Source organism: Nonomuraea sediminis (assembly GCF_018531495.1).
GTDB lineage: Bacteria > Actinomycetota > Actinomycetes > Streptosporangiales > Streptosporangiaceae > Nonomuraea > Nonomuraea sediminis.
Window position 1 is genome coordinate 869,230 of record NZ_JAHDTI010000001.1, and the last position, 13,345, is coordinate 882,574.

General features: G+C 69.1%; 14 protein-coding genes. 9 read left to right on the forward strand and 5 right to left on the reverse strand.

The window, feature by feature from the left end; all coding sequences use genetic code 11:
- Positions 1-62: 62 nt before the first annotated feature.
- Genes KIK09_RS04095 through KIK09_RS04110 form a run of 4 tightly spaced genes read left to right on the forward strand, consistent with a single transcriptional unit; the run spans position 63 to position 2,608 of the window.
- Positions 63-680 (forward strand): hypothetical protein, encoded by a 618-nt coding sequence (locus KIK09_RS04095; protein WP_214317255.1) that lies wholly within the window; start codon positions 63-65, stop codon positions 678-680.
- Entirely contained in the window at positions 668-985 is a 318-nt protein-coding gene (locus tag KIK09_RS04100; protein WP_214317256.1) for a transcriptional regulator, read from the forward strand. Before KIK09_RS04095 ends, KIK09_RS04100 begins: the two co-directional genes overlap by 13 nt.
- Positions 982-1,875, forward strand: coding sequence for an ABC transporter ATP-binding protein (locus KIK09_RS04105; RefSeq protein WP_214317257.1), 894 nt, complete (start codon positions 982-984; stop codon positions 1,873-1,875). Before KIK09_RS04100 ends, KIK09_RS04105 begins: the two co-directional genes overlap by 4 nt.
- Positions 1,868-2,608, forward strand: a complete 741-nt coding sequence (locus KIK09_RS04110; RefSeq protein WP_214317258.1) for an ABC transporter permease — start codon at positions 1,868-1,870, stop codon at positions 2,606-2,608. The genes KIK09_RS04105 and KIK09_RS04110 overlap by 8 nt, the downstream gene beginning before the upstream one ends.
- 72 nt (positions 2,609-2,680) lie before the next feature.
- Here the strand turns inward: KIK09_RS04110 and KIK09_RS04115 are convergent, their stop codons facing one another.
- A complete protein-coding gene (locus KIK09_RS04115) occupies positions 2,681-3,925 on the reverse strand; it encodes a S1C family serine protease (RefSeq protein ID WP_214317259.1) in 1,245 nt (414 codons plus the stop codon).
- A gap of 246 nt (positions 3,926-4,171) precedes the next feature.
- On the opposite strand from KIK09_RS04115, the gene KIK09_RS04120 reads away from it, so the two are divergent.
- Entirely contained in the window at positions 4,172-5,779 is a 1,608-nt protein-coding gene (locus KIK09_RS04120) for a tyrosine-type recombinase/integrase (protein WP_214317260.1), read from the forward strand.
- A gap of 29 nt (positions 5,780-5,808) precedes the next feature.
- On the opposite strand, the gene KIK09_RS04125 is transcribed toward KIK09_RS04120, so the two are convergent.
- On the reverse strand, positions 5,809-6,099 hold the full coding sequence (locus KIK09_RS04125) for a hypothetical protein (protein ID WP_214317261.1): 291 nt from the start codon (positions 6,097-6,099) through the stop codon (positions 5,809-5,811).
- 57 nt (positions 6,100-6,156) lie between these two features.
- On the opposite strand from KIK09_RS04125, the gene KIK09_RS04130 reads away from it, so the two are divergent.
- Together KIK09_RS04130 and KIK09_RS04135 are read left to right on the forward strand one after the other, a co-directional pair.
- Positions 6,157-6,663, forward strand: a complete 507-nt coding sequence (locus KIK09_RS04130; protein ID WP_214317262.1) for a helix-turn-helix domain-containing protein — start codon at positions 6,157-6,159, stop codon at positions 6,661-6,663.
- Complete coding sequence (locus tag KIK09_RS04135; RefSeq protein WP_214317263.1) at positions 6,660-7,919, forward strand: PBSX family phage terminase large subunit; 1,260 nt, start codon at positions 6,660-6,662, stop codon at positions 7,917-7,919. Before KIK09_RS04130 ends, KIK09_RS04135 begins: the two co-directional genes overlap by 4 nt.
- Before the next feature lie 526 nt (positions 7,920-8,445).
- Here KIK09_RS04135 and KIK09_RS04140 read toward each other — a convergent pair.
- Positions 8,446-8,607, reverse strand: coding sequence for a hypothetical protein (locus tag KIK09_RS04140; protein ID WP_214317264.1), 162 nt, complete (start codon positions 8,605-8,607; stop codon positions 8,446-8,448).
- Positions 8,608-8,718: 111 nt separating this feature from the next.
- Between KIK09_RS04140 and KIK09_RS04145 the strand changes: the two genes are divergently transcribed.
- Entirely contained in the window at positions 8,719-10,299 is a 1,581-nt protein-coding gene (locus KIK09_RS04145; RefSeq protein ID WP_214317265.1) for a hypothetical protein, read from the forward strand.
- A complete protein-coding gene (locus KIK09_RS04150) occupies positions 10,299-11,423 on the forward strand; it encodes a phage minor capsid protein (protein ID WP_214317266.1) in 1,125 nt (374 codons plus the stop codon). Before KIK09_RS04145 ends, KIK09_RS04150 begins: the two co-directional genes overlap by 1 nt.
- On the opposite strand, the gene KIK09_RS04155 is transcribed toward KIK09_RS04150, so the two are convergent.
- On the reverse strand, positions 11,420-12,469 hold the full coding sequence (locus KIK09_RS04155) for a hypothetical protein (RefSeq protein ID WP_214317267.1): 1,050 nt from the start codon (positions 12,467-12,469) through the stop codon (positions 11,420-11,422). The genes KIK09_RS04150 and KIK09_RS04155 overlap by 4 nt on opposite strands.
- Positions 12,466-13,290, reverse strand: a complete 825-nt coding sequence (locus tag KIK09_RS04160) for a hypothetical protein (RefSeq protein ID WP_214317268.1) — start codon at positions 13,288-13,290, stop codon at positions 12,466-12,468. Before KIK09_RS04160 ends, KIK09_RS04155 begins: the two co-directional genes overlap by 4 nt.
- Positions 13,291-13,345: the final 55 nt, after the last annotated feature.

Sequence of the window (13,345 nt, forward strand, 5' to 3'; positions counted from 1 at the left end):
CTCCCGGCTTGAGTTTGCGATGCAGGCAGGTTTATATTGCAAACCAGTTTGAGGAGGTTGTCGTGAACGATCAGCTGCCGTCGACTCCGGCGGAGATGATGCGGCTCATCGAGCAGCAGCAGGCAGAAGCCGTGCGGCGGCTGTCGCCCGACCCGCTGCTGACGTACGTGCCGTGGGGCGTGGCCTGGCTGGTCGGCTTCGGCGCGTTCTTCCTGACCTACGGCCTCGACGGGCACGCACTGGTCCCGATCGGCTGGCAGCTCTCGCTCACGGTGCTGATGGGCCTGCAGGTCGTGGCGCTGGCCGTGATGATCCTGGCCATCCGCCGCTCGGCGGGCCGCATCCGTGGCGAGTCCTCCAAGAGCTGGGCGATGTGGGGCTCGATCTGGATGGCGGGCTTCCTCGTCGTCGGCTTCGTCGACATGCGCCTGGGCCCGATGCTCTCCGACACCCAGATGGCCCAGATCTCCACCGCGCTGGCCATGCTGGTCACCGGGATGCTCTACATGGCGGGCGGCGCGCTCGGCCGCGAGTGGCCGATGTTCCTGCTCGGCTGCTGGGTCATGCTGGTCGACGGGGTGGCCGTCAACTTCGCGCCGGGCGTGCAGGCGCTGCTGCTGTCGCTCCTGACGGGCGGCGGCACGATCGTGGCGGGCAGCCTGATGCGGTGGCGGGCGTGATCCCGGAGCTCGACCCGGTCATTCACGCGCAGGCCAGGCTGCGCGTCGTGGCCACGCTCAACACGCTCGCCGAAGGCGACAGCCTGGCCTTTCCCGGGCTGAAGGACGTGCTCGGGATGACCGCGGGAAACCTCTCGGTGCACCTGACCAAGCTGGAAGAGGCCGGCTACATCGAGATCACCAAGACGCACAAGGGCCGCACCCCCGTCACCTACATCGCTCTCACCCGCCGCGGACGGCTGGCCTTCGAGGAGTACACGCTGGCCATCCGCGCCCTGCTCGACACCGCTGGAGGTACCCCTTGACCACATTGGCCAGGACCGTCGAGGTCAGCCGCCGCTACGGCGACGTGCTCGCGCTCGACCGGGTCTCGCTCGACATCCGCGCGGGCGAGCTGGTCGGCTTACTCGGCCCCAACGGGGCGGGCAAGTCCACGTTGATCAACCTGTTCGTCGGCCTGCGCAAGCCCACGTCCGGGCAGGTCGAGCTGCTCGGCGGCGCGCCGTCGGACCCCGCGGTACGGCGGGGCATCGGCGTGACGCCCCAGGAGACCGGGCTGCCCGAGGCGCTGCGCGTGGGCGAGGTGGTGGACTTCGTGGCCGCCCACTTCTCCGGCGCCGGCCGTACGCCGGAGGCCAAGGCCGCGCTGCTGGCCAGGTTCGGGCTGGAAGACCTGGTGAAGCGGCAGATCGGCGGGCTGTCAGGCGGGCAGAAGCGGCGGCTGGCGGTGGCACTGGCCTTCACGGGCGAGCCCAGGATCGTCTTCCTCGACGAGCCCACCACCGGCCTGGACGTCGAGGCCCGCCGGGCGCTGTGGGACGGGATCAGGGCCTTCCACGCCGACGGCGGCACCGTGGTGCTGACCAGCCACTACCTGGAGGAGATCGAGGCGCTCGCGCAGCGGGTGGTGGTCGTGGGGCACGGCCGGCTGCTGGTGGACGACACCATGCAGGCCGTGCGCGACATGGCGGGGGTGCGCAAGGTCACGCTGAGCGCCGACAGCCTGCCTCCGCTGCCCGGCGTGCTCGGCTCCACCCGCGAGGACGGGCGCTTCCACCTGGTCACCGGCGACTCCGACCGGCTGGTGGTCGACCTGGTGCGCAGCGGCGTGCCGTTCACCGGGCTGGAGATCCAGCCGACCACGCTCGAGGACGCCTTCCTCGCCATCACCGCCAAGGAGACCGCCGATGTCTAGCCTGATCCTCAGCCACACCCGCTACCAGTTCCTGGAGCAGCTCAGGGTGCCGATCGGGATCGTGGCGAGCGCGTTCTTCCCCGCGGCGGCGATGCTGGCGTTCGTGGTGCCCTTCGCGGCCGACGATCCGCTCGCCTCGACGCTGGCCACCGGGTCGATGATGGCCTTCGGCGCGATGTCGTCGTCGCTGATCGGGCTGGGCATCTCGGTGGCGCAGGACCGCCTGCAGCCGTGGGACGCCTACCTGCGGACGCTGCCCGCCGGCCCGTTCCCGCGCTTCGCCGGGCGGATCCTGACGACGATGGCGATCTCGCTGCTGTCGGTCATCCCGGTGCTGGTGATCGCCGGGGTGCTGACCTCGGCGCGGATCACCGTGCTCGGGCTGGTGGCCGGGGTGGTGGCGCTGCTGGCGGGGTCGGTGCCGTTCATGCTGCTCGGGCTGCTGGTGGGCTACCTGCTGCCGCCCAAGGCCGCCATCGCGGTCTCGCAGATCCTGTTCTTCCCCATCGCGATCCTGGGCGGGCTGCTCGGCAACCCGATGCAGATGCCGTCGCTGATCGCCGCCGTGTCGCCGTACGTGCCCAGCCGCGGCATGGTCGAGCTGATCTGGTCGGTCACCACCGACCACCCGGTCAAGGCGCTGCCCATCGTGATGCTGGGAGTGTGGACCGTGGTCGCCGGGGCGGCCGCCGCCTGGGCCTATCGCCGTGACGAGGGCCGCCGCTTCTCGTGAGACCGCTTACGGGGGGTGCGTCGCCGAGTCCGCAGCGATCTCGACGACGCACCCGTCCATGAGGGGGTCCAGTTATTTCTTCTCTTCGAGGGTGACGGTCACCTCGTTGGGCTTGCCGTCCCTCATATATGTGATCTTGACCTGTTGGCCCGGTTTGAAACCTCTGACCTGGCCAACAACGGTATCGCCACCGTCAACCGTCTTGTCGCCAATCTTGGTAATCAGGTCGCCTTGTTTGAGGCCCGCCTTGTCGGCGGGGCTTCCCGAGGTGACCTGACGGATCAGCGCTCCCGGCACGTCGCCCGTGGCGTCGGTGACGCTGACGCCGAGGAAGGCGTGGGTGGCCTTGCCGTCCTTGACCAGCTGGTCGGCGACCTGCTTGGCCGTGTTGACGGGGATGGCGAAGCCGACGCCGATGTTGCCGGTGCTGCCCTGCGTGGCGATCGCGGTGTTGATCCCGACGAGCTGCCCGGCGGCGTTGACCAGGGCGCCGCCGGAGTTGCCCGGGTTGATGGCGGCGTCGGTCTGGATGGCGTCGCCGATCGTGGTCGGCTGCGACGGTTCCTGCTGCTGTTGCTGGGACTGCCCCCAGCCCGGCGGCACCTGCTGCTGCTGCTCGTCGTCTCCCTCCCTGAGGGTGCGGTTGAGCGCGCTGACGATGCCGGCGGTGACCGACCCGTCCAGGCCGAGCGGGCTGCCGATGGCCAGCACCGCGTCACCGACCTTGAGGTTGTCGCTGTTGCCCAGCGGGAGCGGGGTCAGGTCGGAGACGTCCTGCGCCCTGATGACGGCCAGGTCCGTGGCCGGGTCGGTGCCGACGACCTTCGCCTTGGCGGTCTTGCCGTCGCTGAACTTGACCGTGATGGGGCTGCCGTTGGCCGCCGAGGCCACGACGTGGTTGTTGGTCAGGATCAGGCCGTCCGGGGACAGCACCACACCCGAGCCGCCCACGTTGGCCAGCTGGATCGCCACGACCGACGGCTGCACCTTGGCCGCCACCTGGGCCACGGTGTACTGGTTCGACGCCGACTTGAACACCGGGCTCGGCGCCGCGGCCACCACGGGCTCGCTGCGGAAGGAGTTGGCGACGACGGCCCCTGCGACGCCGCCGCCGAATGCCACGGCCGCCAGCGCGAGCCCGGCGACCGCCTTCTGCGTGCCCGTGAAGCCCGGCTTCCTCGGCGGCGCGGGAGGCGGCGGCGCGGGCACGTCCATGATCACCGTTTCCCGCCGGGGGAAGCCCCCGGCGGAGGGCGGCGTGGCACCGAACTGGCTCCAGCCGCCCGTCCCCTGCTCGTGAGGCTCGTTCGCGTTCATCTCATCTCCTCAAGTCCCGATGACCCAAGGGTGTCAAGAGCCGCGTAAGTGCAGGTTAAACCGTTGATCGGAGGAGTCTGAGAGCCCTGACGCGGTTCTTATCGTGCCTGGTCGAGGGCAGCATCCGGGGCGCAAATCGCCTCCAAGAATTTTGGCGGCGAGTCGCACACAGGTGATGGAACGAATAATCAGCCCTCCCCGGCTTAAGCGAAAACCGGTCCATCGCCACGACACGAGGAGCCGAGCATGCCCGACAACGTCATCGACTTCGTCTCGCGCGAACGCCGCCGCCCCGCCAAACGCAAGCAGCCCACCGTGCCGCGTGGCACACCCATGAGGGCCCTGATCCCCTCGTGGGAGCTGGCCCTGCGCGCCGCGAACAAGGCCCCTACCACGATCGAGGCGTACCTGCGGGTCGCGTACCGCTTCGCGGGCTTCCTCGAGGACCAGGCCGCCGTGGACGACGCGGAGCGCGTCGCTGCCGACGAGGTGCGCGCGTTCCTGGTGCATGAGCGGGAGCGGGCCGGCCTGCCGACAGCGGCGGCCGCCCACTCGTACCTCGGTGTGTGGTTCTCCTGGATCATCGCCGAGGACGAGCGGAGCACCTTCTCCCCCGTGCTCAAGGCCGACCGGCCGCGCGTGCCGCGCAAGGCCCGCAAGTACCTCACTCTCGAGGAGATCGGGCGGCTCCTGGAGGTGTGCAAGGGGCGCGACTTCGCGTCTCGCCGCGACACGGCGATCATCCTCACGCTGATCGACAACGGTATGCGGGTGAGCGGGATCGCCGGTCTCCGCCTTGACGATGTAGATCTGCGAGGCAAGCGGCTGTGCATCACGGAGAAGGGCGGAGACGAGCACTGGGCGCCCATCGGCAACACGACGGCTCAGAGCTCGGCGAGTTCAGCATCGGCCCGGCGCCGGCCCCGCCCGGCCTGGGCAACCTCGACGCCCGCCCGTACCTCGCTTACGCCCGCGCCCGCCTGGTCGACGAGCACGACGACCTCGGCGAGCCCGGCCCATGGCACGACTGGGCCGAACCCCGCATCCACGGCATGTACGAGCAGGTGGCCCGAGCGTTGGCCATGCTCTACACCGGCCAGCTGGTCAGGGTGGTCTGCCCCTGGTGCGGCGGCCGTACGCCCGAGACACCCGCCGGCGGCACACACACCTGGCGCGTGGTCGACCTTCCCGGCGGCCAGATCGCCATCGTCTGCCACGGCATCTGTGAGCCGCCCCAGCGCGAGGTGGGCACGTGGTGGGCGGGCAACCCTGCTGGCCGATATCGGAATGGGCACGGTTGGCGAGACACGTGCGCGCTGCAGAGACGGACCGAGGACATGCCAGGACGATTACCTCATGAACCTCGTGTCGTTAGCTGCAACTGCGGAACCGGACGCGTTCGCCAGGATCCTTGGAGCCGCAGGCATCCTGATCGCAGCAGGAAGCTTTTTCGTCGCATGGCTCGCGTTCAAGCGAGGCGGATACAAGATCAAAGTGTCTGCGACAGCTACGACCGAGACGCTCGAAGACTATCCCCATGGTTCACGCCGAATGACGTACGTCAACGTGATCGTGAGCAACCACCGCGCCGGAGAAGTCCAGGTCGTACGATTCCACGGTGATGACGGCCTCAACCCGCCGCGCGAGATCGGCCTGATCGGCGACACCCAGCACACGCTCAAGGGGATTTCGCAAGCCAAGTGGCGCACCCACGGGGTCGAATCTCCGGCCCATCCCGCCCATGGCGGGCGTTGCCGCATCGGCGTAGAGCTGGCGAATGGCCGGATCGTCTGGAGCAACTGGATGACGATGGGCTCTGAAGCCACCAAGCAGGTGCTGACTTCCAGGTACTGATGTGGCTTGACACCAAGCCTGTGGATAACTCATGATCGAGGCGTCTTCGGCGTGCGCGAAAACGGGCCGGTGTAGTACGACTGCTCCGGTTCCGGCGGTCGCGGCGTTCGATCCCGCCACACCCGAGGCAGCCCACCACCTCGGCAGTGCTCATCGAGCGAGTCCCACAGCGTCTTGACCGCCGCAGCCAAGATCATCAGCTCCGCAACTTCCTCATCATCGCCCTGGCGAGCATCGTCGAGCAGATCCAGACGTCGGCACAATTCTGCGATCTCCGTGTCGAGGCGGCCGTAGTTGGCATCGGGCATGTTGAAGGCCATGTTCGAACGTAACTCGGCATGGGACCTGCTCGCTTGAGAACTAGGCAGGAGGTGCACGTGGCCTCCACCCCCCTCACCGACGACGAGCGCCAGCAGATCCGCGACCTCCACGCCGCGGGCCACGGCTGCAACCAGATCGCGAGAGAGCTCGGCCGCGACCGCTCCACCATCAGCCGAGCCGCCGCCGACATGAGCCTGAGCTTCGACCGCAAGCAGACCCGGCAAGCCACGCAGGCCCGCGTCGACGACGCCCGCGCACGCCGCAGCAAGCTCGCCCTCGACCTCCTCGGCGACGCCGAGCGCCTCCGCAAGCAGCTCTGGGAACCCTGCACCATCCACTCGTTCGGCGGGCGCGAGAACGTCTACAGCAGCGAGCTGGTCAACGAGCCGCCATTCCGCGATAAGCGCGACATCCTCGCCAGCGTCGGCCTTGCCGTCGACAAGAGCATGCGCCTCCTCGACTACGACGCGAACAGCGGCGCGAGCGAAGCCCGCAGCATGCTCAGCGCGATCGCCGAGGCGCTCGAGGTGGCCGCCGAGCACCTGCCGCCGGACGAGGGATGAACCTCGACAAGCTCGGCCGCGTCCTGTCGCCCAAGCAGCTGCGCAGCGTCGTCGGCGCCCTGGCCACGCCGCAGATCGCGCTCTGGGCCGGCGCCGTCTCCTCTGGCAAGACCATCGCCTCGCTCCTGGCCTTCCTGATCGCGGTCATGCGCGCCCCCGACCACGGCCTGGTCGTCATCGTCGGCCGCACCCTGCAGACCATCGAGCGCAACATCATCGACCCGCTCCAGTCCAGCGTGCTGTTCGGCTTCCTGGCCGGGCAGGTCCACCACACCACCGGCTCGACGACCGCGGTCATCCTCGGCCGCACCGTCCACCTCATCGGCGCCAGCGACGTCCGCGCTGAAGGCCGCATCCGCGGCTCGACCATCGCGCTCGCCTACGTCGACGAGGCCACGCTGGTGCCGCAGTCGTTCTGGATGATGCTGCTCTCCCGCCTGCGCGTCCCGGGCGCGAAGCTGCTGGCGACGACGAACCCGGACGGGCCGGCGCACTGGTTGCGCACCGACTTCATCCTCCGCGGCGCTGAGGTCGGGGTACGGCACTGGCACTTCACGCTGCACGACAACCCGAGCCTGGAGCGGTCGTACATCGACCTGCTCATGGCCCAGTACGTTGGCCTGTGGCGGCGCCGGTTCATAGACGGCGAGTGGTGCCTGGCGACGGGCGCTATCTACGACATGTGGGACCCGGCCCGGCACATCGTCAGTGTGGTGCCGCCGATCGTCCAGTGGATCAGCGCGGCGGCCGACTATGGCACGACGAACCCGTTCCACGCCGGGCGGCTCGGCCTCGCGGCGGATGGGCGCCTGTACCTGACCCACGAGTGGCGGTACGACAGCAAGCGCCAGTACCGACAGCTGACGGACGTCGAGTACAGCTCCCGATTCCGGGCCTGGCTCGACTCGACTGGGGAGCGCCCACCGTACGTCGTCGTCGACCCGAGCGCGGCAAGCTTCCGGGTTCAGCTGCACCAGGACGGGCTCGCCTCAACGCTCGGGGACAACGAGGTGCTGCCCGGCCTCCGCACCGTGGCCTCGCTGCTGGCCACCGACCGACTGAAGATCGCCGCCACGTGCCCGGAGATCATCGCCGAGTTTCCTGGCTACTCCTGGGATGAGGAGAAGGCCGAGAAGGGCGAGGACGCGCCCGTGAAGGTGGCTGACCACGGCCTGGACATGATCCGGTACGCGGCTCACACGACGCAGTCGATCTGGCGCCACCATCTGCGCGAGCCCGTCCTCGCCACTGCCTAGGTCGGTGCGGGCTAGAGCATCCTCATAAGCTGCACCCCGTTCCACAAGATCGTCAGGAGCGCCGCAGTGACCTGGACGGCTACCCAGAGGCGCCTCCGCCAACGGGCCCGGCGGGCAGCGACCTCGACGGAGACAGGACGACTACGACCCCAGAACCCGTGCATGACGCACACCTTCCGTTGGGCCACGCCGAATTGGCCGTGGCTCATCGTGGTGTGTGTCTCGCCTGCCTATCGGGGATGGACGGTCGCTCACTCGGCAGCTTGATCACATCACAGGACATCGTCGGTCGCAGTTGTGCTCCTGGTGACCGATCCCCTCGTCACCTTCAGCATGGAGGACGCGCAGAGTGTGCGCGTGCCGAGTAACTGGACCGTGGCTGCGCGGCCAGACGGGCATTAAGCGAGCACCGCTCTACGCGCCGGTAACTTGGGGAATCTTTACTTCCCGCAAGCAATCCCCAAGGCCATGAAGTCCGAGGTCGGCCGACACCCACAGCGTCGGCCGACCCGAATTCGGTGGCGGACTACCCGAGCTGCGTGATGCCGTCGACCGAAGCCCTCCGGACGCTCTTGACCACCTGACCGTCGCGGTAGAAGTCGTAGAAGCCGTACCGCGGGTCTACGCGGTCGGCCTGGACCCTCTCCCGGCGACGAGGCGAGCGCCACAGAATTTCAAAACAGTGCATTTTCGAGTTCCTATTCAATTGCGCTAATAGAACGCCTTAATTGTCCCGGGAATTCGTTGAAAATTGATAGTGTGCGGCATCGCCGCAGCTCAGCCTCTCTAGGAGAACCCGATGCCGCTGCCGAGCGGCGGCACCTGGCCGCCCCCAGCAATCGCACCCATCATCCCCAAGCTCGCCGAGTGGAGCGCCTGGTACAGCGGCGACCCCGACGCCCTCGCTGGCGTCTACGGCGGCCAACGCGCCAACGACACCACCGGATTCTTCGCTAGCGAGCGCGGCGGCTGGCGGGCCACCGTCGGACGCAAGCTGGAGCGCTGGTTCTGGGGCACCCGCCCCACCGGAGCCCAGCCCCGCACGAAACTGCACGTGCCGCTGGCGAGCGATATCGCGGCCACCAGCGCGAACCTGCTCTACGGCGAGATGATCTCCATCAAGTCAGACGACAAGACCACCCAAGCCCGCCTGGAACAGCTCATCGAGGACTCAGACCTCCACTCCACCCTCCTGGAGTCCGCCGAGCTCGCCTCAGGCCTCTCCGGCGTCTACCTGCGAGTCTGCTGGGACAAGAAGCTCCGCCCCGAAGGCCCATGGCTCGCCGCCGTCCACGCCGACAGCGCCATCCCCGAGTTCCGCTACGGCGTCCTCACCGCGGTCACGTTCTGGCGCGTCCTAGCCGACGACGGCGACATCGTCGTCCGCCACCTCGAGCGGCACGAGCCGGGCGTGATCCTGCACGGCCTGTACGAAGGCACCTGTGACGACCTCGGCCACCAGATCCCGCTCACCGAGCACGAGGCCACCGCCTACCTCGCCGAAGTGGTGACGGAGCAGGGCGCGATCGAGACCCGCATCCCGATGCTGACCGCCTCCTACATCCCGAACATCAGACCCAATCGGATCTGGCGCAACGTCCCCGCCGCGGCCTATCTCGGCCGCAGCGACCTCCAGGGCATCGAGCCCATGCTCGACGGCCTCGACGAGGTTTACTCCTCCTGGCGCAGGGACATCCGCCTGGCCAAGGCGAGACTGATCGTCCCGACCTCGTACCTGCAGAGCCAGGGCCGCGGCCAGGGCGCCGCGTTCGACGTCGAGCAGGAGCTGTACGAGAGCCTCAACGTGCTCGGCGGCGACGACAAGATGGAGATCTCGCCGCAGCAGTTCCTCATCCGGCACGAAGAGCACCGCGCCACCGCCGCCGACTGGCTGGAGCAGGCCGTGCGCGGCGCCGGCTACTCGGTGCAGACCTTCGGCGGAGAGGGCGACGCCGCCGTCACCGCCACCGAGGTCGTCGCCCGGCAGGAGCGCTCCTACACGACCCGGTCGAAGAAGATCGGCTACAACAAGCGCGGCGTCGGCGACGCCGTGACCGCGTTGCTCGCCATCGATGACGTCATCTTCGGCTCCGGCGTCGTCCCCGAGCGGCCGTCTCTGGAATGGCCCGACGGGGTCGCCACCGACCCGAAGGCGCTGGCTGAGACGCTCAATCTGCTCGCGCAGGCCGAGGCGGTCTCCACCGAGATCAAGGTCAGGCTCCTCCATCCGGACTGGGATGACCCCGAGGTGCAGGAGGAAGTCGACCGGATCACCGAATCGCAGCAGGCCATGGTTCCCGATCTGTCGACGGCCTTCCAGCAGGATCCTGGCCAGCAGACCGGGCCGCCGCAGCAGGATAGACCGCCTGAGGGGGCGTGATGGCCGCGCCCACCGTCGACGACCTCGTCGCCACCCTCGTCGAGCTGTACCAGCGCGCCGAACTCCGGCTGGCCCGCGACATCGCCACCTCGCTCAAGGCCGGGATCGACTCGCCACGTTGGGCCTCCGAGAAGCTCATCGCGCTCACCGCGCTGCGTATGCAAGCCCAGCGGATCCTCGCCAAGTTGGCCATCGACTCAGACGACGCTGTACGGCAGGCCATCGCCCTCGCCGTACAGCGCGGCGGACGGCGGGCCGACGAAGAGCCCGGCCGCCTCGGCGACACCCCCGCGCGCGGCCAGGGCGCCCGGCTGGTACGGCAGGCGCTCCCCGGCAACCCGGCCCTGGTACGGCTGGCACGCGAGCTGGCGCTGACCCTGCGTTCCACACATGTGCAGATCCTGCGCTGGCAGCTCGACGCCTACCGCAAGGTGATCGCCGAGGCTGCACTCCCCGACGTGCTCCTCGGCCTCCAAACCAGGCGGCAGGCCGCCCAACACGCGTGGGAGCGGCTGCTTGACCGCGGCATCGCCGGGTTCGTCGACCGCGGCGGGCGCCGGTGGGAGCTCGCCTCCTACGTGGAGATGGCGGCACGCACCGGTACCATGGCCGCTGCGGTCCAGACTCACGCCGACCGGCTCATCGAGGCTGGCGACGACCTGGTCATCGTGTCCGATAGCCCGCGCGAGTGCCCGAAGTGCCGCCCGTGGGAGCGCAAGGTGCTCTCCCTCTCCGGCAAGAACCGCGGCGATGTCCAGGTCGAGCACGCGACCCGCGACGGCGAGATGGTCACCGTCCACGTGGCCGGATCTCTGGTTGAGGCGCGCGCGGCCGGGCTCATGCACCCCAACTGCACACACTCCGTGAGCCGCTGGACGCCCGGCATCACCAAGGTCGGCAACGCGAACTCGAACCCGGAAGGGTATGAGGCCAAGCAGAGGCAACGCGCCATCGAGCGGCATATCCGCCGGTGGAAGCGCCGCGAGCAGGCGGCGATCGACCCGGCCGCCGAGAAGGTCGCCCGCGCGAAGGTCCGCGAATGGCAGGCCGCGTTGCGTCAGCACATCGACGAGCACGGGCTGAAGCGTCTGCCGTACCGCGAGCAGATCGGCCGCGCCCGCTAGCGGCACCACACCTTGACCGCCTTGATCACCTGCCGAGCCTGTGCCTGGTCGATCGTGGCGTTGCCGCCGGACAACTCCTGCACGACGTACTGCTCGAGCGTCAGCTTGCCGCCATCGGCCCCGTCCAGGATCCGGCCACAGATGTTCTCGGCACGACGGATCGCCCGCTCGGTGTTCACCACCAGGCCCGGATCGATCGCCTTCAGCTTGGCGAGGTAGACGCGCTCCTGCGCCTCCGACGGCGTGCGCGACGCGACGCTCGGCTGCGCTCGCGGGCTCGGCGTCGACTGCGGCAGCGAGGCGGCCAGCTTGGCGAACACCTGCGCCATGACAACCAGGCCGACGAGCAGCACGACGACGAAGATGGCCAACCTGCCCGCGTGCTCATCGATCAGCTCGAACACCACCTGCGACTCGCCGGCGCCGAGCGCGGACGCGAAGTCGGCCTCTCTCCCCAGTGCGCTGCGGGCGCGTTGGCCGGGCGGCAGCTGCAGGATGGTCGACCAGCCGCCGTCCTCGGTGAGCACGGGCGCGGCCAGGCGCATGCCTTCGGCGCGGCCGAGCTTGGCGTCGATCGCTGCGCGCACCACCACGCTCTCCTGCGGGGTGCCGCCCTTCCGGCCGGGAATCTTGAACGGGATCGGCCGCGCCGCGATCCGCTTGTGCACCTCGACCACGGTGCCGAGCCCGGCGACGGCGGCGAGCGCCACGAGCGGCGTCGTGGTGCTCCACCAAGCGGTGCCCGCCGCGGTCGAGCCGAGGTAGGCCAGGCCGAGCATCCACGCCTGTCGGCGGCGGCGGGTGCGGACGCTCTCGCGGAAGATGTGGTCGTCGGTGCCTGCGTAGTCGTCGGCGCGGATCCACCGCCAGGCGGTGGTCGCGAGTCGTGCGGTCCCGGCCGCGGGGGCGGTGGTGGAGCGGGCGACGAACTTGATGGTGCGCCTGCCGTACTTGCCTTGGCGCAGGAGGTGGACCACGCGCCGGGTACGGCTGGGCTTGACCCAGAACTCGGGCGGTGTCTGGGGGCGCTCGAAGGTGTCGCTCACGGAGTCACCGCTAGCGCCTCGCGCCGGTCGACGAGTGCGGACAGGTACGCCTGCACCTGGGCGGCACGGTCCTGGCCGATCCGAAGCTCCTTCTTCAGCTGCCGGATCGACGGAATCTCTCCTTGCGCGAGCATCGCCCGGTAGTGGTGACCTGCGGAAGTACACACTTCGTCGACCTCGGGTACAGGGTCGAGTACGCGCACCTCTCCAAGCGGCGGGAGGGGCGGGATGCCGCCGCTGACGCGGTGCGTCCAGGCGATCAGATCCTCGACTGCGCGGGCCGCCTCGGCATCGTCCGGGCCCGGCTGCGCCGGCTCGGATACGTCCACGGGTACGGCCGGTGCGGGGTCGGGTACGGCTGGCGCGTGCAGATCACGGCTGATCATGTGGGAGAGGCCGGCGCCCATCCCGAGCACCAGGACGGGCAGCGCGGACACCGCGGTGGTCACTTCCCAGGGGGCGAGAGCCTGCTGGAAGACCTCCAGCAGGTGGTAGGCGACCTGGCCGAGCATGCCGAGCACCAGCGACCCGATCGCGGACCACTTGGCGAAGCGGCGGGTGCCGTCGCTGATCCGCGGAGACCGGTTGAGCCAGGCGCCGAGCGCGTAGGCGGCGTACGTCTCGACACCGATCGGCAGGGTGACCGCGGTGTTGATTTCCAGTGAGTCGAGGATGCCGGGCAGCGGCTTGACGAGTCCGAATCCGGTGCGTTCGCCGAGGCCGACCCAGCCAGACCAGGTGGCGACGCCGGCGGGGAGGGCGAGAAGGATGAGCGGCCAGCGTGCTGGCGCACGGCCGGAAGCGATCGTAAGGTCTTGCATGGCGAGGACTCCTAGTCAGATTAGGCGTCTGAGCTGGAAGAACCCCACCGGCGCT

Coding starts and splice junctions, on each gene's coding strand:
- KIK09_RS04125 (WP_214317261.1), bottom strand. CDS start 6,099: ATGGCCTTCAACATGCCCGATGCCAACTACGGCCGCCTCGACACGGAG.
- KIK09_RS04110 (WP_214317258.1), top strand. CDS start 1,868: ATGTCTAGCCTGATCCTCAGCCACACCCGCTACCAGTTCCTGGAGCAG.
- KIK09_RS04135 (WP_214317263.1), top strand. CDS start 6,660: ATGAACCTCGACAAGCTCGGCCGCGTCCTGTCGCCCAAGCAGCTGCGC.
- KIK09_RS04115 (WP_214317259.1), bottom strand. CDS start 3,925: ATGAACGCGAACGAGCCTCACGAGCAGGGGACGGGCGGCTGGAGCCAG.
- KIK09_RS04150 (WP_214317266.1), top strand. CDS start 10,299: ATGGCCGCGCCCACCGTCGACGACCTCGTCGCCACCCTCGTCGAGCTG.
- KIK09_RS04160 (WP_214317268.1), bottom strand. CDS start 13,290: ATGCAAGACCTTACGATCGCTTCCGGCCGTGCGCCAGCACGCTGGCCG.
- KIK09_RS04145 (WP_214317265.1), top strand. CDS start 8,719: ATGCCGCTGCCGAGCGGCGGCACCTGGCCGCCCCCAGCAATCGCACCC.
- KIK09_RS04140 (WP_214317264.1), bottom strand. CDS start 8,607: ATGCACTGTTTTGAAATTCTGTGGCGCTCGCCTCGTCGCCGGGAGAGG.
- KIK09_RS04120 (WP_214317260.1), top strand. CDS start 4,172: ATGCCCGACAACGTCATCGACTTCGTCTCGCGCGAACGCCGCCGCCCC.